General features: G+C 71.2%; 11 protein-coding genes. 8 read left to right on the top strand and 3 right to left on the bottom strand.

Features of this window, described 5'->3' with window-relative positions:
- Positions 1-186 precede the first annotated feature (186 nt).
- The 7 genes from ACH5AO_RS35740 (at position 187) to ACH5AO_RS35770 (ending at position 15,032) form a co-directional block, all read left to right on the top strand.
- The gene (locus ACH5AO_RS35740; RefSeq protein ID WP_398932119.1) at positions 187-1,215 is read left to right on the top strand and encodes a glycosyltransferase family 2 protein; all 1,029 of its coding nucleotides are present in this window, start codon (positions 187-189) and stop codon (positions 1,213-1,215) included.
- On the top strand, positions 1,212-2,513 hold the full coding sequence (locus tag ACH5AO_RS35745) for an endonuclease/exonuclease/phosphatase family protein (RefSeq protein WP_398932121.1): 1,302 nt from the start codon (positions 1,212-1,214) through the stop codon (positions 2,511-2,513). Before ACH5AO_RS35740 ends, ACH5AO_RS35745 begins: the two co-directional genes overlap by 4 nt.
- A complete protein-coding gene (locus tag ACH5AO_RS35750; RefSeq protein WP_398932123.1) occupies positions 2,510-3,652 on the top strand; it encodes a glycosyltransferase family 2 protein in 1,143 nt (380 codons plus the stop codon). Before ACH5AO_RS35745 ends, ACH5AO_RS35750 begins: the two co-directional genes overlap by 4 nt.
- On the top strand, positions 3,649-4,848 hold the full coding sequence (locus ACH5AO_RS35755; protein WP_398932125.1) for a lysylphosphatidylglycerol synthase domain-containing protein: 1,200 nt from the start codon (positions 3,649-3,651) through the stop codon (positions 4,846-4,848). Before ACH5AO_RS35750 ends, ACH5AO_RS35755 begins: the two co-directional genes overlap by 4 nt.
- Positions 4,838-5,614 carry a polysaccharide deacetylase family protein gene (locus ACH5AO_RS35760; protein ID WP_398932127.1) on the top strand — a complete coding sequence of 259 codons (777 nt, stop codon included), beginning with the start codon at positions 4,838-4,840 and terminating at the stop codon, positions 5,612-5,614. Before ACH5AO_RS35755 ends, ACH5AO_RS35760 begins: the two co-directional genes overlap by 11 nt.
- 1,125 nt (positions 5,615-6,739) lie before the next feature.
- Positions 6,740-7,258, top strand: coding sequence for a hypothetical protein (locus ACH5AO_RS35765; RefSeq protein WP_398932129.1), 519 nt, complete (start codon positions 6,740-6,742; stop codon positions 7,256-7,258).
- 940 nt (positions 7,259-8,198) lie between these two features.
- A complete protein-coding gene (locus tag ACH5AO_RS35770; RefSeq protein ID WP_398932131.1) occupies positions 8,199-15,032 on the top strand; it encodes a hypothetical protein in 6,834 nt (2,277 codons plus the stop codon).
- Positions 15,033-15,312: 280 nt separating this feature from the next.
- Here the strand turns inward: ACH5AO_RS35770 and ACH5AO_RS35775 are convergent, their stop codons facing one another.
- From ACH5AO_RS35775 to ACH5AO_RS35785, 3 genes are all read right to left on the bottom strand, one after another.
- Positions 15,313-16,230 carry a hypothetical protein gene (locus tag ACH5AO_RS35775; RefSeq protein WP_398932133.1) on the bottom strand — a complete coding sequence of 306 codons (918 nt, stop codon included), beginning with the start codon at positions 16,228-16,230 and terminating at the stop codon, positions 15,313-15,315.
- A gap of 4 nt (positions 16,231-16,234) precedes the next feature.
- Positions 16,235-17,338, bottom strand: a complete 1,104-nt coding sequence (locus tag ACH5AO_RS35780) for an NlpC/P60 family protein (protein WP_398932135.1) — start codon at positions 17,336-17,338, stop codon at positions 16,235-16,237.
- Between the two features lie 245 nt (positions 17,339-17,583).
- Positions 17,584-18,186 carry an XdhC family protein gene (locus ACH5AO_RS35785; protein WP_398932137.1) on the bottom strand — a complete coding sequence of 201 codons (603 nt, stop codon included), beginning with the start codon at positions 18,184-18,186 and terminating at the stop codon, positions 17,584-17,586.
- Between the two features lie 995 nt (positions 18,187-19,181).
- Here ACH5AO_RS35785 and ACH5AO_RS35790 point away from each other — a divergent pair.
- Positions 19,182-19,517, top strand: coding sequence for a YbaB/EbfC family nucleoid-associated protein (locus tag ACH5AO_RS35790; protein ID WP_398932139.1), 336 nt, complete (start codon positions 19,182-19,184; stop codon positions 19,515-19,517).
- The last annotated feature ends 164 nt before the right edge of the window (positions 19,518-19,681 follow it).

Below are 19,681 nucleotides of genomic sequence, written 5' to 3' on the forward strand. Positions count from 1 at the left end.
GCTCCCTTCCCCTCCCGTGTGTCCCACTGCCGCCCGGCCGCACCCGGGCAGCCGCGAGGCCCCTGCGCGACCGGCGAGAAAAACGCTGCCCGGGCGCGCGGCGGCGGCACGAGCCATGAGGCACCGGGACACAGCGGACCGGCGGCCGGCGACACGAACCGAAGAGCCAAGAGAGTAAGGACACCCATGGAAGAACCACTGGTCTCCCTCATCATCCCCAATTACAACTACGGGCGCTCCCTGAGCATGTGCATCCGGTCCGCCAAGGAACAGAACTACCCGAACCTGGAGATCATCGTCGTCGACGACTGCAGCACGGACGGCTCCGAGGAGATCGCCCGGTCCCTCGGTGTGACCGTGGTGAGCACCGGCACCAACAGCGGAGTCGCCGTCGCCCGGAACACCGGAGCCTCCCGGGCCCGGGGCAGCATCCTCTTCTTCCTCGACTCGGACGTGGCTCTGAGTCCCGGTGCCGTCCGGGCCGCCGTCAGCCTGCTGCGGGACAACCCGGGGATCGGCGCGGTGTGCGGCATGTACGAGCCCGAGCCGCTGATCCGGGACAGCCTCGTCGAGGAGTGCCGCTGTCTCCAGGCGTACTACTGGCGGACCAGCTCCGAGGGCACGGTGAGTTTCCTGATATCCGCCATGTGCGCCATGCGCGTGGAGGTTTTCGAGGAGATCGGCCCGTTCAACCCGAAGCTGCGGCAGACCGAGGAGGTCGACTACGGGCAGCGGCTCAGCCAGCGCTACGACCTGCTGCTCACCCCGGCCGTCCGGGGCGCGCACGACGACGATCACGAGATGTGGCCGCTGGTGCGGAAGATCTTCACCCGGGGGCGGCTGCGCGTCCCGCTCTACGCCCGGCGCAAGCGGTTCGCCAAGGGCTTCGAGACGGCCTCCCGCTCCTGGGCGAGCCTCGCCTCCGCACTGGCGGTGGTGTCGCTGGCGGCTCCGGTCGTGCTGGGGCCGGCCGGGTGGATGCTGCCGGTCCTGCTGCTCGGCGCCGCCATCGGTCTCGACTTCGGCATGTACCGTTTCGTCGCCGCGCGGCGCGGACCGCTGTTCATGCCGGCCTTCATCGGCGTGCAACTGGCCTTCAACCTCACCGTCGTGGCGGGAGTGGCCTTCGGCGCGGTGCACTGGCTGCTCTCCCCGTCGTTCCGCAGGCTGTACGACCGCGACCACGCGGTCCCGTCCACCGCGGCCGTCCTGTGACCGTCTTCCATGAGCCGGCTCCCCGGGACACCGTCCTCGAGGAGCCCGGCCCGGACAGCGGGGAAGAGGCCCGCGCGGTCCCTCCCGGACGAGGTCGCGCGGTCCGCTTCCTGGTGGCTCTGGCCGTGCTGTGGGTCTGTTACACGGTGCTGCAGCGTCTGCTCAGCGGCCGGTGGTGGGTGATGCTGGCACTCGATCTCCTGCCGCCCGCGGCTTTCCTCCTGATGCCGGTGCTGCTGATCGCGGCGGCCTGTGCCCTGGCACTGCGGCGGAACAGGCGGCGCGCGCGGGAAACCGGCGGTCCGGTCACGAGCGGGCCCGAGGAGGGTTCCGGCACGTCGGCCTCCGGTTCCGTCACGGGTTCCGTGCTCCGCGGGCCCACGGTGCCAGGACGCCGCCCGCGCGGCACGGCCCTGCTCCTGGTGTGCTGCCTGGCGCTCGCCTCGGCCGCGGTGAGCTGGCCCCGTAACGGGGTACGGCTGTCCGCGCTGGCCCACCAGGGCTCGTCCGCCGTCGGTGACCTGCGCGTCGTCTCCTGGAACACCACCTGGTGGGGCCAGGACGTCGACACCGACCGGTTCTGGGCGGCGCTGCGGGCCCAGCGGGCGGACGTGTACCTGCTGCAGGAGTACGTGCACGGGATCGACCACCGGCAGGAGAACCTGAGGCCGGTCGACGACCTGGCGCGCATCCGCCGCGAGTTCCCCGGCTATCACGTCGTCTCCCGGGGGGAGCTGATCACGCTGTCCCGCTTCCCCGTGACCGGATACGAGCTGGTGGGCCCGGGCAGCGCGGTCGCCGGCCGGCCCGACGCGCCGTGGCTGGAGGTGTACCGCGCGGTGAAGACGCTCCGCACCGACATCCGGGTGAACGGCCGGTCCCTGTCCCTGTACAACGTGCACATCCCCGTGCAGATCGATCCCGGACCGCATCTCGTCTCCCCCTCGTTCTTCGGCATGCTGCGGGAGCGGCAGCGGACCCGGACCGCGCAGTTCGAAGGACTCGAGGCGGAACTCCGCGAGCAGCGCCGGCGTGGTGCCGCCGCCGTGATCGCAGGGGACTTCAACAGCAGCCCCGTGATGGGGGAGATGGACGAACTGCGCGCCACGCTGCGCGACGCGGCGGACAGCGGCGGCGGTCTCTATCCCCGTACCTGGAACCAACTCGTCCCCGTTCTCGGACTGTGGCGGCTCGACTGGGCGTTCTCCACCGGCCCGGTCACCGTGGACCGTTACCGCCTCGACGGCATGAACAACCTGTCCGATCACCGGGCGCAGATCCTGGAGGTGTCCCTGTGACCGGCACCGGCCCCGCGGCGGCAGCCGTTCCCGGGGACAGCGCGAGCGACGCCGAGAACGGCGGCACGCCTCCCCGGGTGTCCGTCGTCATCCCCAACTACAACTACGCGCAGACGCTGGAGCTGTGCCTGGCCTCCCTGCTCCAGCAGACCCTCCAGCCGTTCGAGATCATCGTGTCGGACGACGCGAGCACCGACGGCTCCGTCGCTGTCGCGGAGCGCTTCGGCTGCCGGGTCCTGCGCGCCGACACCAACCGCGGTGTCTCCGCCGCGCGCAATGCCGGGGCCGCCGCGGCACGGGGCGACATCCTGTTCTTCCTCGACTCCGACCAGGCCCTGTCCCCGGACTCGCTGGAGAACGCCGTACGGCTGCTCCGGGCGGACCCCGGACTCGGCTGTGTGCACGGCATCATCGCCTTCGCACCTCTCGTGGACCACGGGCCCGTCGAGTGGTACCGCACCCTGCACGCCCATCACTGGCGGCTCAAGGGAGTGGGTCCGACCCCCACCGCGTTCTTCGCCGCGGCGGCCGTGCCCCGCCGGGTCTTCGAGGAGATCGGTCCCTTCCATCCCGCGCTGCGCGACAGCGAGGACGTGGAGTACAGCGAACGGCTCTCCGCCCGTTACCGCATCCTGCTCACCGACCAGGTGGTCGCCGCCCACGACGAGGAGCACCGGCTCGGTCCCATGCTGCGCGAGCAGTTCCGGCGTGCCCAGTACCTGCTCCCCTTCGCCGCCGCCCACCGCCGCCGCCGCGGAGCGCTGCGGGCGAACAGCATGGCGGGGGTGGCGGCGGCCACGTTCACCGTCGCCACCGTGCCGGCCGCCGTCCTCTCCGCGCCCCTCGCGGTGCTCCCCGTCCTCGGGATCCTGGCGTTCGCCTGCGCCGATCCTTCCTTGCTGCGCTTCGTACGGCGACGACGGGGGCTCGGTTTCCTGCCTCTGTTCATCGGACTGCACCTGCTGGTCAACCTGCAGATCGCGCTCGGCGCCGGCACGGGCTGGCTGCGCAGCAGGTTCGACCGCGACTTCGGCAGGGTCGCCGACGGCCCGCCCCGCGACACGGGCCTTTCCGCCGGGCCCGACACGGGCCCGGACGCCGGGAGGCCCGACGCGATGGAAGGACGGACGACGGGATGACCGAAGCCGTGCACCACACCAGGGACGCACCCGCCGTTCACCAGGAACGGACGGGAAGCCCCCTTCCCGGGCAGCCGCACGGAACGCCCGGGGAGGCCCTCGGGGAACCGGACCGCGGACAGCCCGCGGTACCGGCCGTCCCGGCTCAGGAGCCCGGCGCGCGCGCACAGGCCGTGCGGGAACGGACCCGGCCGCCGGACGGCGGCGCGCCACAGGACCCTGGCGGAACGCCGGCGGGCAAGCGCGGCTGGGGCGCACGGCTCCGGCCCCTCCTGGCGGCAGCGCTGGTCGCCGGCGCCGGATACGGGATGTGGCGGGCCCTCGGGGGCAGCGGTCACGTCATCGGGGAACTGCTCGCCCGTGACGGCGCCGCCCCCTGGCTGGCCGGCTCGGCAGCGGTCAACCTGGCGGGGCTGGCCCTCAGCATGGCTTCCTGGCGCAGCACGGTCACCGGTCTGGGGAGCCCGCTGTCCTGGGGTCCCACGTGCCAGATCTTCGGTGCGACCGTCCTCGGGAAATACCTTCCCGGACCTTTCTGGAGCGCCTTGGCCGGAGTGCATCTCGGGCGCCGCCACGGAGTCACCACACAGCGCATGGTCACGGCCTACGTCCTCAACTCCGTGGTGGTGCTGCTGACCGCCGCGGTGGTGGGGGCGCTGGCGGCACCGCGCGTGATGGGCGACGGCGCCTGGTGGCTGCTGCCGGTGGCCCTCGCCCTGGCGGCACTGCTGAGGAAGCCGGGCGTCATCGTGCGGGCGGCCGGCCGGGCGGCCCGGCTGCTGCGCCGCCCCGTACCGGACCTGCGGGTCGCGGACGGCGACCTGCGCCGTGCGGTCGTCTGGGAAGTGCTGTCCTGGCTCGTCGGCGGCGCGCATCTGTGGATGATCGCGGTAGTGCTCGGAGCGCCCGTGACGGAGTCCCTCGCTCTCTGTGTGGGGGGCTTCGCCCTGGCCGCGGCGGCGGGAGCGGCCGCCCTGGTGGTACCCGGTGGTGCGGGCGTGCGCGAGGTCGTTCTGATGGTGGTCCTCACGGCCGACCTGCCCTGGGCGCAGGCCGGAGCGGCGGCCCTGGCCAGCCGGGTGTGCTGCACGGTCACGGAGATCGTCGGCGCGGGTGCGGCACTGCTGGCCTTCCGGTGGGCCCACCGCGGCCGGGATACGGGCGGGGTCGCCGCGGAGGTGTCCCGTGCGGCCTGACACGCGCCCCGCGGTCCTGCGTGCCCGTGGCTCCCAGGTGGGGTGGAGCATCGTCCGCCGCGCCGAGGCGCTGCGTACCGGGAAAGCGGGCCACAGCGACGGGGAACCCCTCCTCGCGCGCGGCCCGGTGTTCCGTGTGCCGTACGGGAACGCGGTCGCCGGGGCGGTTCCCGGCGGGGGCACGGGAACGGCCGGTGAGCCGTGGAACGTGGTGAGGCCCGTCGCTCTCACCGTGGACGACGGTCCCGATCCCACGTGGACACCGGCCCTGCTCGACGTACTCGCCGCCCACGGGGTGAAGGCCACGTTCTTCGTGGTCGGCGAGCGCGCCCGGGAACACCCCGGACTGCTGCGGCGTCTCCTGGCCGCCGGCCATCGTCTGGGCAATCACTCGTACTCGCACGTCCAGCCGTTCGCCGCGCTGCCGGCGGCGGCCGTCGCCCGGGAGATGGCCGAGACCCAGCGGGTGGTCACCGGCGAGACCGGTGTCAGGCCCACTCTGTTCAGGGCTCCGGCCGGAGGCTGGTCGCGTGGTGTGCTGGCAGCCGCACGCGACCACGGTCTGACGCCGGTGGACTGGACGGTCGATCCCAAGGACTGGCGGGAGCCTCCCGCGGACCGCATAGCCGAGCGGGTGGCGCGGGCTCGCCCGGGTGACATCGTTCTCTGTCATGACGGCGGCGGCGACCGCTCCCGCACCGTGAAGGCGCTGGACCTGGCACTCGCACGGCTACGCGAACGGGGCACTCCTCTCACCACGTTGTGACGTCCCCGCCCGGCGCCGGTACCGGCCCGTACCCGCGCCGGGCGGCCGCGGTGCCCGGCGGACCGTCGCCGTGGTTCCGGGCCGCGGTGGGACGACGGCCCTCGCCGTCCCACCGGGCTACGGCCAGGGACCGCTTGCCCGCGGGCCGCACGGCCGGCACCACGCGCCGTGAGGGCGTCGCGCCCTCACGGCCGCGCCGCAGGGTCACCTCGGTGGGCCGGGGGGCGGGTGCGGAGGAGGGCTCGCGGCGGGGTGCGCGGCAGCAGGGCGGCGCGTTCGACGCACCGGCGGTGGCCGGCATACGGATGTGAGGTCGCGGCACCGTCCTCTCCGCCCAGGCGGGCGTGGCCGTCTTGCCGCCGGCGGCTGCTCGGGTGCCGGTCAAGGCGCGGTCCTGCTGACGGCTTGAGGCAGGACCGCGCCTGCCCATCCGAACCCGGCGGGCGCCCCTGGGACGACCAGGGTCCTACGGGGCCGGCGAACCGGCCCCACCCGGAGCCGCGGCCCGGATGTCATCTGCCGCGCATACCGCAGGTGCCGGCAGGATCTCGGTGAACTCCCCCCACAGGAATTCACCGAGACACTCCCACCACGAGAACGCGGCAGGAGTTTCCGCCACCGGCTTCGGGCAGGATCCGTGACATCACCACGGCTGGGCCCGGTGAAGCCGGTGCAGTTCTGTGTTGTGGCTTGAGGCAGCGGACCAACAATGCCTCAAGCCACAACTCGCCTTTCACGCATGGAGAAAGGCGCGAAGTCCGTAGTGACCGCCCGTCCGGGGATGCGACGGCTGGGCGGTGACAAAGCCTGCGGACCTACATCCAGTACTACTCGCAGGACGCTCCAGCGGTTCACCTCCCGGGAAAATATTTCGCGCCGCGAGATCCGCGGGACCGTCGGCGCGCGGCCATTTCCCCTCGGGAAAACAGCTCCGCGGTGTCTCTGTCTCGCGGTCATGCCCTTCGGCCCGGACGGCCGGGGATCGCGCAGCGTGTTGAACCGGTGGGTGGTGGTCGTCGTTGTCCTGCATGTGCCGTGATCCTGGCCGGTGCCCTCCTGTTCGCGGGCCGAGCGGGCGCGGCATCGTGAGAGAGCCGGGTCGAACTCGAGGTGACAGAGGACCGCATGACGACGAGGAAGGTCGATTCGCAGACGCTCGCCACCGCGGTGGGCCATTACATGAAGGCCGTGTCGAAGGAACTGGTGTCCCGGGGAATCGTGGTGGGGGCGGTGCGGAGCTGCGGACCGTACAAGGCGGAAGAGCACGCCTTCGACGACGTCGAGGGGGAAGTGTCCGTGACAGCCGGCGGCGCCGGCCGGCCGGAGTACGTACTGCACTGGTCAGGCGTCTCGGGCTGGGGCATAGGGCCCGACCGGAAGATGCCCTTCCTCCGGTACGCGCGCTGGATGCGCGCCGGTCTGCTGCCGCAGCCGGCGCAGGTGGCGTCGTTCTGCACGTCGTTCGTACGGGATCCGTCCAGGGCCGGGTACAAGGACGCGCCGACGTACCGGTACGCCGGGGAAGGGTTCCCCGACCTCGTGCGCCGCCTGGCCGTTCACACGCCTGCGGAGGAACAGCCGCGGGTCTCCCGCCACTCCTCTGTGAGTGCCCGCTCGTCACCGCGGCGACGGTTCCTGTCGTGAGCCGCGTCCGTGGTGGTGGCAGCGTCGGACGACGGCCCGGCGGCGTCTTCCTCGGGCCGGCCGGTCCCGTGCGTGGGTGACGGGATCGCGGCCGGTCCGCGGACGGGGCAGGACGGTGTCCAAAGGCCGCGGTGTCTCCGCCGCGGTGAACGGAACGAAGGCCGGTGAACCCGTCGGCCCATTCCGCGATGGCGAGCCCGGCCTCGCACAGGCCGTGACACGACTCACGGGATTCCCTACCGTGTAACAAGAAGTTCACCTACGCTGTGCGCCACTGCCAGTCCGGCCGTCAGAAGCAGGGGTAAAGGTGCCAGCTCTTCCCACCCGTAGCACGGTCTGTTTCCCGGTACCGCCGGATGTGGCGCAGAGGGTGAAGGAACTTCCCGACTTCCTTCAACAGTTGCAGGCACTGACCGCGTATTTCGAGCAGAATCCGGAAACACCCGTCTCCGTCGAGGGCATATCCGAAGGCGCGGCGACGGAGCACGACACACTTGAGGACGGGACGGGAAGACACACTCCGCCGACCAGGGTTCAGGACGGTGCCCTCCCGCGGCAGGACCGGTCGCCACGAGCCGCGGTCGGCAGTCCGGCCGCGTCGGGGCTGGTGGCCTTCCTGGACGAACCCCGCACGACGGCGGGCGAGGACACCGGGGCGGAGTCCCTCGCACCGCGGCGTCCCGTCGCGGCCAGTCACTCCGAGCACGCGGCGCATCCCGTCCGGGCGGACCGGGAAGCTCCGTCCGGTTCCTCCACCGGCTCGCCACCGTCTCCCGTGACCGGCGTCGTTCCTCCTCACCAGGAGCAAGCGCCGCCGGCGCCGAGTCTGTCGGACGGGCGCCCGTCCCCCACCGGAACGGACGGCGCTCCCCCGCTGTCGCGGGAAGTCTCCGGCCACGACGAGCGGGGCCTCGCACCGGCTGCCGCGGACGACCGCACCATGGGCGACTCCGTGCCGCGGGGCATGGGCGCCGAGGACGCCACGAACCAGGCCCCTCCGCGTCGCGTTCCCATGGAGGAACTGCTGGAGGGCTCGTTCGTCGTCCGGGACGGCCTCGATGCCGTGGCCCTGTGGATGCCCGACGCGCCGGAGCACGCGGCGCTGAGGGACACGGAGGCATGGTCCGCGCTGCGGGAGTTCGCCGGGGACGGCAACGTTCTCGTGTTCGGCGGGATGCGCGACGGCCACGTCGCAGCGGGTGACCGTGTGGTCGGTCCTTCGGCGCTGTCCGACTTGATCTCCCTGGTCGCGCCGGGACGCGTCCCGATCCTGACGATGGCGGGTGCGGACGACGTGGCCCCGCGGCTCGCCGGGACACTCGGCCTGCCTGTGGTGGCGAGCCGGTACGGTGCTCGTTTCGACCCGGTGTCCGGGACACTGACCGAGGCCCTTCCCCCGGAGGGAACCGCCGCGGACGGCCGGGGACTGGAGCTCTTCGGCGCGGGCGAGGGTGAGAGGCAGTCGTTCGAGGTCTCTCCCGTCACACCGTGGGCGGCATCGGCGAAGAGCGACGAACCCGAAGAGACGGCACAGTCGTCGAACAACCGGGCACCGGAGCCGCATGTCGCCCCGCCGTCCGAAGCAGGCCCTCTTTCGGGGCTCGGGGCCCCCGTCGAGGTTCCGGCGGACGTACGCTCCAGGGGCGTGCCCAGGGCGGGGCTTCCGTTCATGCCGCAGGTGCTCAGGACGCTGCGGGCGATGGCCGCGCAACTGGGCGCGACCGTGCCGGAACGGGAGTGGAACGGCCTGCCGCACCGTCTGCTGAGCAACTACCGGTATCTCGTACCGGAGGGAGAGGGCGGTACGGTCGACGGATTCGTGATGGAACTCGGCGACACCGAGGTCCTGGTGACCTTGGATCCGCGCGATCCCCGGGAGGTCAGCCACCCGGCGGCCTCGTTCGACTCGCCGGCGGCGCCGGCCGGCGGGCAGGAAACCACTCCCTCCGATGTCACCGCCGAGCAGCAGGCGCCTCTCACGGCGCGCCCGCCGAAGCGGGACGACCAGCCGGAGGCGTTCCACGCGGTGGGGACGACCAACGCGGCGTTCCAACTGGGTACGTACTCGCAGACCCGCTCCGGAGCGACCAGTGCCACGCGGGTGCAGCTCTCGGGCGGGTTCGGTACCGCCTTCGGCACCGGTGTCCTGGAGAAGGCCAGAGCGTTCGCGGCGGTCTCGCTCACACAGAACGCGTCGCAGCGGTCCACGAACATCCTGGGTGACGCCGAGGGCGGCCATGTCGAGGAGACCCGTGACGAGTCGAGGCTGATCGCCTACCGGCCCCACTGGGAACTCAGGATGCGGCGGGACACGCTTCCGGCGTGGGCCGACGTCCCGCCCGTTCTCCCCGTCGACGGCTCCGGGAAGGAAGCGGTGGGCGATGAGCGGCTCATGCTGTGGATTCCGGAGCACTATCTCGAGAAGGCACCGGCACACGTCACGGCGGTCGGCACGGGCGGCCGGGAGTCGCGGCTGCCCCAGTTCCACTACGCGGCCGGTCTGACAGGTCTTCCCGCGCTGCTGGACACGGTCCTGTCGGAGCTGGAGCGGCAGGGAGTGGACCTCCCGGTCGGTGGATCGTCCTCCGGCAGGTCGTTCATCTCACCCCGCAGCCAACTGGTGCAGAAAATATGGGCTCTCGACGCGCATCTGGACGAGGCCGCCGGACCTGACGGCTACCCGATCACCCTCATCGATGAGAATCGGGCACGTATCGCCACCGTGACGCTGTACGCACAGCGCATGCCGACGGCCGACAGGGTGGGCGCCACCAGCCGGCAGGCTCCCGACGGCAGCCGGGTGCCCGTCCCGGCACACATCGAGAACGTACGCACAGCCATCGACGGAACCGGCGGGAATCACACCATCACCAGCAGCTGGCGGGTTTCCGCCGGCGCGGAGGTGAATCTGCTCCCGGTTCCGTTCGCGGGCCCCGACGTCGGTGTGGGCGGCAGCGCGTCGCTCTCGGTGTCCGGCTCGGACTCCCACGGCCTGAGCGCTTCACGGGTCGGGCTGTGGGTCGTCGTCCCCCGCTACAAGGGCTTCACCTCCGCCTACCGGGTGGACTTCAGGTATACGGCGTTCGTCGCGGTGCGAGGCGGCGAGGGCGCCACGACGCCGGCCGTACCGGGCCGTGCGCTGCTCCGCATCCCCGAGCCGGAGGCCTTCAAGTACGGTTTCCCGGTCGACCGCGACGCCGTGACCGGGGCAACCGCCTCGATCACCGAGGTCACGGAGGAAGCCGATGCCCCGGCGGAGATCATCGAAGTGCCTCGCGTGCCCGACACGGCGTCCGGGGACAGGGCGCACTCCGGCGGCGGTACCGACGTGCCGGTTCTGGCGTCCGGACAGACGACCGTGGAGTACCGGCCGGACCTGCTCCGCGGCACGGCACGGGAACCGGTCGACCATCAGCGGCCCCTGCCGCCGCACGCCGCCCGGGGGCGTGGCATCGGCATGGGCATGGTCCAGGTGGGAGAGACCGCCCGGAACCTGAGCGGTCCGGTGAGGGAAGTGCTCCAGGCCCACGGGTTCCTTCCGCAGGACACCAGGGCCCCCCTGTCCCGTTCACGGTGGTACACCCATGGCAACACCATCGATGCCCAGGCCCAGAACCTCGAAGTGTTCAACAAGTACTTCACCGACCGAGGGCTCGAATCCCATTGGGACGAGTTGTTCATGGACGGCTTGTCGATCACGATGAGACGGCCCACCGGCACCCTGGGCCTCGATTTCGACGTGGACGCGGTGAAGATCACGATCAGGGCCGCACCCACCGAGAAATCTTCCCCTCGTTTCCTGGGCCCTACCGACGAGTGGCACACGGTGAACCTGGCGATGGGCATGGACACCGTCGCACAGTCGACCAGCGGTGTCCTGGGTGTCGGACTCGAAATCCGGCCAAAGACGTTCTTCAGTCACATGAAGGCGTCCACCGTCGGAGTCGGGCTGTCCTACAAGAAGGGTGCCGGCCAGACCGCCTTCTACCTCAACAACCGGCCGGAACTTCTCGAGTTCCCGGGCACGGTGAACGAATTCTCGGTGAAGAACGACTTCACCGTTACGTTCGAGTTCCAGCACAGCGGCATGAGCGGCGAGTTCCGCAAGGGAATCCGCAACCCGGCCCCCCTGAGGTTTCCCGGCCAGGACGCTTCGCTCTTTCTGCTCGATCTGGGTGAGAAAGCCCGCCCTGATCTCAGGTCCAAGGAGAACCTCAAGAGCTCCGTCCTCGACCGGGCCGCCATCTTCTACCTCGACACCCAGGGCCTGCGCGAGGCAGCCACCACGGTGCTGGCACCCCTGACCGGTCCTCAGGGAAACGCGGACGCGGAGATCAATTCCCTGACCGGGAACATCCAGGTGAAATCCCATCTCAAGGAAATAGTGAATGGGCAGTTCACGACCGACCAACTGTTCAAGGAGGGATGGTTCAGGGATGAACACGGACTCCTCGACATCAACGGACAGCTGAGACAGGCTTCCTTCTACGGCGCCACCGACGACAAGTTCGTCCTGGGGATCATCAAACTTCACCTCGGTCAGGGGAACACCGCCGATCTGAGCTCCAAGGGATTTTCGTGGCTGCAGGCAGAAACCTCCTTCGGCGGCTCCGTGGAGGACGGCGGATCCACCCAAGGCGGTGCGAGCAGCAGCCGGAACTGGGGCTGGAACACCTCCTTGACGGCCTCACGCACTGCGGGGAAGGAGCGAATCCAGCTCGATTTCAACCGGGCTTACGCCATCCGTACGAAGGTCAACTTCTCCGTTTCCAGCCGATTGGAGAAGGAAGGCAAACTGGCCCCGCGCAAGAGCGCGTCGAGGAAAGTGACGCTGGAGAGGGACCTCATCTTCCTCCTGTCCGAACCCGAAGCACTCGAGCAGTACGGACAGGGCGCCATCCCCCTCCCCCACGATCAGTTGCTCGACGCGATGCGGCGGTGGAGCGACGGCGAGCTCAGACTCAGCGGGAACATCGTCGCCTCGGTTCTGACCCGGTGGGCCACCGATCCCCTGCGTGATGCGACGGACTCGCACCCGCGGTCGTTCGCCGACACACTCGCCGCGCTGCACAGGAGCCGCGGCCTGCCGATCCTCGACGACGCGGTCAGAACCGCTTTCAACCAGGCCTTCGAGCGGCAGGAGGCCGGCATGTCGTCGGTCTTCGACGACATGGAGTTCCCCGAGTACCTGACCCGCGAGGACCCCGGGGGCCGGATGCTCGGTCACAGCGGCGTCCATGACCTCACCTACGACGACGGCCGCACCACCTACGACATCGTGCGCAGGCTGGTCGACAGGACGGCGCCGGGACTGCTGACGTCGAAGCCCTGGATGTGGACACGTGACGGATCGCTCGTGGGGCGGCTGCAAGGCGGCGTGAACTCCCTGCAGGCGCTGCTGGCCAAGGGCCGTGACCAGGCCATGTGGGACGAGTTCCTGTCGCCGAACGGGTTCTCGTTCTTCCTGGTGAACCCGGTGGGATGGGCTCTGTCGGACATCGTGGAGATCAACGTCTCCGACGTCCTGGAGGGAGCGCCCAAGACACTGGACTTCCGGAGCGGAACCGGCCTGGAGGTCTACAACCACGGCTATGTGGAAACAGGCCAGGGGCAGTCCCGCGATGGTGCGCAGAACGTCGGCCTCGCGTTCGGCGGCGCCGAGGACGGTGTCTCCTCGAACAGCAACGCCGGTGTCGGCGAGGGGCACCACAGGAGCGTCAACCGCTTCCGCAACGAAGTCACCGAACAGACCGCGTACGACTGGAACGGGAACTACCTGGTCGAGTTCCGCCACCGGTTGAAGGTGGAGGTACGGCGCCTCGACCTTGCCGGCCGGCCGGTCAACAACCTGCTGACGAGCTGGTACCGCAGCCGCGACGCCTTCCGCTCGGAGGTGAACACGGCCAGCGTGGCCGGCAGGCTGGTGATCCGGGTCCCGCGTGGTCTCGCGGAGTTCCGTGCGCTGTCCGGCCCCCGGCCCGAACGTGATCTGCGGCCGCTGCCGCCGCTGCCGGGAGACGCCTTCGTCGCCGGGGCCCTCCTCGACGAGGGACTGCCGGCCGCGCGAAAGCTCCTGCGGGAGCTGTTCGGCAACCGCATGAACAGCGCGGTGGTGCACACCGGGCACGCTCTTCCCCAGTTCATGGGGCGTTTCCAGATGTCGAACCATGTGCTGGAGGCCACGGCCGGCAAGCGCTACCTGATCACGGAGAACCTGCACGTACCGGGCAAGGAGTACACCCGGGCCAGGCTGTACATGACGGGGGACCTCTTCGACCTGAGAGTGCTCGGAGCCGTGTCGGGTTCCGGCACGGGCCGCTACATCAAGGCGTCCGAGGGCACGTCGAGCGGTCAGGCGTCCGACCGCTCCGGACCGTCGACCGGCGTGGGGGTCTCCGGAGGGGAGTCCTTCAGCGACCACGACGCCAGTTCCGGCCCCGCCCTCTCACGCCTCACCACCAGCAGTGCCTCGGGCGGCATGCCGAGGAACGTACGGCCCGAACAGCACGTCAAGATGCAGGGCCCGATGCAGCTCGTCGTGGTACGAGGCCGCTTTCGCCTGGAGGCGGAGCCGTTCGCCTGGGCACCGCCGAAGGAGAAGCGGCGCGGGAACACGGCCGGTGCCGCGCGCCGGATCCCCCCGAAGATCGTCCGCACCGATGCCTTCACCGGCGATGTGTACATGGAGCTGTACCAGGCCGAGGTCGAGGAGCTGCTCGCACGCGTCGAACGCACGGAGCACCCGAGGGTGCCCGCCGTCGACTGGCAGGTGATGAGGGAGCGGGCCCAGCACTTCGATCTGGCCGCCCTGCTCGCGGAGGCGGCCGAGCAGCCCGGGGCCGCCGCGGCACGCGCGCACGAGGTGGTGGCCAGGCTCATCCGGCAGCGGACGACCCGGGCGATCCAGTCGGTCTCCCTCGTCTACGACGAGGCCGGCCTGTCGCGTTCGGCGGTGCGGGCCACTGCGCGATGGGCGGTCGGGACGATCGGCCGCAGCATCGAGGGAGGAAACCGGGCCCACGAAACCGAGGCGCGCGAGCTGCTGCTCCACTACCGACGCCTCTCGGACAGCCCGCCGCCGGTCCCCACCCGGTCGGCGGTCTGGGAGACCGTTCGCGGTGTCCTCGACGGCGTCGAGAACGTGACGTCCGCGCAGGCGCGTCAGGAAGAACCTGCCGGCACCTCCCTGTCCGGCCGCCCGTCCCCTCCCCTCGGTGGCCCGCCGATCCTGGGCTTCCTGTCATTGTCGCCCGCGGACCTGCTGCGGAACATCGCACACGAACTCGACGCGTATGTCATCGGTACTGTCGAGCCGCTCGACGGGCGACGTCGCACCCTTCTGGTGAATCCGTTCATGCGAGGTCTGGAAGGCCTGCTGGCGGGGCTCGACGATGAGGTGCGTCCGGCCGTGCGGAGGTGGGATCCGGCCGCCGCCGATCAGGTGGAGGTGCTGAGGAGGATTCTGCGCTCACCCGGGGCGCGGTCACTGGTCTTCGGGACGCGACTGGATCATCCCCTATGGGCATTTCGCGATGAGCGCGGTGGCATCTCGTGGCGCACTCTCGACGTCAGGGACATTCCGGCTCCGGACTTCGCCGACGGTCTGTTCGCTTCCATCGACATCGACCATCTGGGCCGGCTCACGGGGCCTGCCCTGGAAGAGGTGAGGCGGAGGGGAGAAGCCGCCCGGCCCAGTCCGAGGACCGATTTCTGTGCTCTGAACCAGGGTGCCGACCCGACGGGAGTCGTGGGCTGGCGAGGTCCCGTGCCGTGACCTCACGGACCCCCTCGCCTCCGCGGCGGACCGCGGTCCTCCGTACGGCGTCCGGGAAGGGACGCGACGCGGAACGGTCCGCCCGGTGGCTCCGCGAACACCCGGGGCCGAGATCGCGTGCCGCGACGGATCCCTCGCCTCATCGGGTGCCCCCGCGCTTGCCGCGCCGAAGCGACGAGCACCGTGCGGAACGGGGTCGGCAGACGCGGTCATCGGCCTTCGGGGGCAGGGACCGGGCGGGGTAACCGCCCCTGACCCTCGCGTGTTCCCCGACGGGCTTTCAGAGCGATGCCCCGGTGGACCGGCCGGGCCGGCGGGTGAAGCGCCGCAGTCCTCGTCGTGCGGGCTTGAGGGGCTTGTCCTCGGGGGCGGCCGGCCCCTGGCCCGCGGGCAGCACCGGTGTCGCGGCCGGGGCCGGCGGTACGGACCGGACGTCCTGTTCGAGCCGGCTCCGGACGGCCTGGGCCATGACCTGGTGGGCCGGTTCCAGCAGCAGGCCCTCCTCGGACAACCGCTCCCACATGTGCAGCAGTTCCCGCCCCCGGACGGCCACCTGGCCCTCGTCCACCAGCCGCTGCCACGCCGCGGTGGCGCGGGCCACCTCGGGCGCCGCCCGGTCCAGCTCGGTGCGGCAGCGAACGCGCGCGACGGTCAGCGCGAGAGTCGTGGCGACCGTGTAGTCGCCCCGTCGGTACGCCAGGTACGCCTCGATCGCCCGTGCCTCCAGCGCGAGTTCGTCCTCCGTTCCTCTGCGCAGGGTGAGGTGCTCGCGCAGCGCGCTGGCGAGGACGAACGCCGCGTGCAGCTCCTCGCGCTGCGCGTGCTGGATGATCCGCTGGACGCGGGCGAGCGGAGGGAACGCCTCCTCCTCCGCGGCGGTGCGCTCGGGCCCGGGCGGCAGGTCGTCCTCGTCGGCGATGGTCCTGCTGGAACCGTCGGGGTACACGCGCAGGCGTACCATCTGCTGTGCGGTGCGGTCGATGACGGTGGCCGCCACCGGGGCTCCCAGGGTGCGGGCGAACATGGCGACGGCGTCGAGGATCGCCTCGTCGGGCGGTCGCGTGCCGCCCATCTGCAGCAGATGGCCGTTGACCACCGTGGAGCCGTCCTCGGCCACGTAGGCGTCGAGACGGATCAGCGGCGGCGCGCCGAGCGCGGGCAGGTTCCCCTCGTCACGGGTTGTCAGCGAGTGGGACATCCGCTCACGCTCCGGGCCGGACGACACCGAGTACGGGCATGGAGGCGGCCGGCGCGGTCGTGACCGTGCGTCCGGGCCGCGGAGCGTGGACCATCCGCCCGCCTCCGATGTACATGCCCACGTGCGTGGCGTCGTTGTAGTAGATGATCAGGTCGCCGGGCCGCGCGGACGCGAGGGCGACGCGGGTCAGTCCCTGCCACTGCGCCTGCGAGGTACGGGGTACGGAGTGCCCGGCCGCCGCCCACGCCGCGGAGGTGAGGCCCGAGCAGTCGTACGACGAGGGACCCACGGCACCCCACACGTACGGTTTGCCGATCTGCGCCATCGCGAAGCCGACGGCCCTCACGGCCGCTCCACTCGCCTTCGTCCCGCCGCCGCCCGGCCCGTTTCCCGTCGCGCCCGCTCCGGTGGAGGGACCTCCGCCCGTGCCGGAAGCCGCCCACCTGGACTCGGCCTCCTTCGCTCGTTCCCTCTCCAGCTGGTCCAGTCTGCGTTTCTGTTCCTTCTCCAGTCCCGCCTCGATCCGTTCGGCCGCGGCGATCCTGCCTTCGATCTTCCGCTTCGCCTCGGCCTTGTCCGCACGGGTGCTCCTCAGCTTCCGCAGTTCCTTTTCGGCGGCGTCGGTGTGCCGGGCCAGCTCCGCGCGAGCGGTCCTCTGCTTCTCGGAGACGCCGACCAGGCTCCGCAGGGCCTGACGCGCCTGGGAGGCCTCGTTCAGGGCCTGGTCGGGGTGGTCGCCGAGCAGCAGCTGAATGCCCGTGGCGGCGAGGTTGCCCCCGCGGTACTGGGTGCGGGCGGCCACGCCCGAAAGGTCGCGCAGATCGTCCACCCGGTCCTCGGCACGGGCCAGGTCCTCGCGCAGCGACGTCAGCCGCTTCTCCTGCCCGTCCGCCTTCTCGTCCGCGGCGTTGTACGCCTCGGTGGCCACCTCCGCCTCGCGGTAGAGACCGTCCAGTTCGGCACGGATGCCCTCGATCGTCCGGTCCTCCCGCGGAACGGGGGCGCCCGGGGCCGCGTGACTCGGGCCGGATGTCAGAGCGATCGCACAGACGAGGACTGCCATGGCGGCCAGGCTTCGCAGCCGCCTGCCGCCGGTCGACACGTTCATCCGCTCCACTTTCAAAGGTCGTGCGAACAGACTCGGACGGACGAGTGGCCCGTCGCGGTCTCCATCGCGGCTTGCGCGAAGGGTTTTCCGAACCTCGGACACCCTGCCCACCCTCGAACGGCCGGCCTCATGGCCCGCCGTCCCACCGGCAAGAACATCACCTTCTGCCACGACCCCGCGGAACCACACCACCCACGGGTTCCGGGACGGGCCGACGGGAGAGGACCACCCCTGAGCCGGGTGATTCACGGCGGCGTCCGGCCCGCACCACGACCGACGCGGGAGACGATCTCCGCCGTGATGGAAACGGCCATCTCCTCCGGCGTGTGCGTACCGCGGTCGAAGTCGGTCAGACGGCACAGTCGCGTCAGCCGGTCCTCCGTGACGCCCTCCTCCCGCAGGAGGCGCAGCCGCCCTTCATGAACGTTCCGGGATCCCATCGCCCCCACGTACCCGAGCGGCAGGTCGAGGGCCAGCCGCAGCAGCGGGAGGTCACCTTCGACGTCACGGGTCAGCACGCAGACGACGGTGCGCTCGTCCACCTGTGTGCGGCGCAGGTAAGGGTGCGGCCGGCCGGAGACCACCTCGTCCGCGTACGGGAACCGTGCGGCCGTGGCTCCGGTGGGGCGGGCGTCGCAGACGGTGACCCGATAGCCGAGGAAGCCGCCGGCCCAACTGAGAGCACCCGCGAGGTCCGTGGCCCCGAAGATCAGCAGACGGGGGCGGGTGGCCGCCCCGTGGGCCAGGACGGACAGAGGCTCCGGGCACCCGCCCTCCGGCCCGCCGGGGCCGGTGCGGCCGGCCCGTGGAAGAGCCCTGGCACGGTCGGCGACCGCTCGGTCGGTCAACTCTCCCTCCGCCCTCCCGCGGATCGTGTGGTCACCGTCGGACACGCCCGGGACAAAGCCGGGGAAGGGCTCGGGACCGTTCCCGGCGTGAGCCACGGCAGCCGGGTGCCCGTCGGTGACGCGGGACGGAACCATGGACAGGCGGGGCCGGGCCGCAGGACCGGCGCACTGGACGAAGAGGTCCGGTTCACCGCTTCGGGCCGGGCCGCCGGCGAAAGCGGCATCGCCGGGACTGCGGACACCACCCCTTTGCGGGGCACCTCGGTTCTGCGGCACTCGTCGGCACCCTTCGTGGTCTTCCCTTTCCGGCACGGCCCCGAAGAGGCCGCCGACGACATCACCACCCCCGTTCACCGCGAGCGGCGTACCGGTCGGCAGAGCGGGACGGCGATCGCGCCCGCCGTGTCGCCTCAGTCAGCACAACGGAGTGCGACCGGTTCCGGTTCACCTGGGCACCCCCTGGGAGACCGGGAGCCGTACGGGCCGGAAGCCGGAAGGGACTTGACGTGAGCGAACCGGTTGTCCACGCGTGCGGTGTCTTCCGGGCACCGCCCGCCGGAGCGCGCGTTCCGGAGCACCGGCGATGCTCCCGGAGGCTTCGCCGGCAGCGCGGTGAACCCCGGGACCAGGGCGAACGTTGTTGTGCACGGGGAGCCTCGGCGTCTTGTTCCCCCGCGCGCCGAGGCTCACCTTCGACCACGTCATCCACCCCGTGTGCCGTGGACCGGCCGTCACGGGACTCCCGGTTCTCCGGTACGGCCACACGACGGCCTCCGCGCGGTGACCGACACCGACGCGGTCGACGAGTCCGGGCGTCCGGGAGCGGGAGCTCCGGCCGGTGTCCCACGGACCGGGCACCGTGCCGTTCCGGTTTCGCGGAGGAAGTGCGAAGGTGCGGCCGATGTCCCGAAGAGCGACCGGACCACCGCGGTGACGTCGGCCTCTCCCCAGAACGGCGGCCCGCTCTGCGGGGCCCACACGATCGGAACACGGACATGGAACTCGGCAATGGTCTCGACATCCACAAACTCCTGGACAGCGCCCGTCTGCTGAGGGAGAAGGTGGCCGAGACGCAGGAGGAACTCAGCAGGACGGGGGCGCAGGGGACAGCCGGCGGTGGCGCGGTGCGGGCCTCGGTCGACGGCAAAGGCGTTCTGGTGGACCTGACGATCTCACCGGTCGTCGCCGATCCGGGCAACGTGCGGAATCTGGCCGACCAGATCGTCGCCGCCGTGCAGGACGCGCAGCGGACGCTTCTCGACCGGCACGAGAGCCGGCTCCTCCCGGTGCTGGATTCCCTCCGCGCGGAGTTGGGCGGTCCCTCCTCCTGACCGGACCGCACGGTTCACCTCGTGCCGGACGGCCGCCGATCGGTCCGCGAGCCCAGGGGGCTCCGCCCGGACGGCCGCATCGGTGAGACCCCGGGCGTCCTCGCGGCCCGGGCGCCGGGTCCGCGCGAAGCCCTGGCCGGTCCGGGCGGTGGCGACTCCGTCGT

Source organism: Streptomyces sp. NPDC018964, assembly GCF_044390325.1.
Taxonomy (GTDB): domain Bacteria; phylum Actinomycetota; class Actinomycetes; order Streptomycetales; family Streptomycetaceae; genus Streptomyces.

What these genes read in the sequence shown, in the direction of transcription:
- ACH5AO_RS35790 (WP_398932139.1), top strand. Translation starts at nt 19,182, where the DNA reads ATGGAACTCGGCAATGGTCTCGACATCCACAAACTCCTGGACAGCGCC.
- ACH5AO_RS35740 (WP_398932119.1), top strand. Translation starts at nt 187, where the DNA reads ATGGAAGAACCACTGGTCTCCCTCATCATCCCCAATTACAACTACGGG.
- ACH5AO_RS35765 (WP_398932129.1), top strand. Translation starts at nt 6,740, where the DNA reads ATGACGACGAGGAAGGTCGATTCGCAGACGCTCGCCACCGCGGTGGGC.
- ACH5AO_RS35780 (WP_398932135.1), bottom strand. Translation starts at nt 17,338, where the DNA reads ATGAACGTGTCGACCGGCGGCAGGCGGCTGCGAAGCCTGGCCGCCATG.
- ACH5AO_RS35755 (WP_398932125.1), top strand. Translation starts at nt 3,649, where the DNA reads ATGACCGAAGCCGTGCACCACACCAGGGACGCACCCGCCGTTCACCAG.
- ACH5AO_RS35770 (WP_398932131.1), top strand. Translation starts at nt 8,199, where the DNA reads ATGGGCGACTCCGTGCCGCGGGGCATGGGCGCCGAGGACGCCACGAAC.
- ACH5AO_RS35775 (WP_398932133.1), bottom strand. Translation starts at nt 16,230, where the DNA reads ATGTCCCACTCGCTGACAACCCGTGACGAGGGGAACCTGCCCGCGCTC.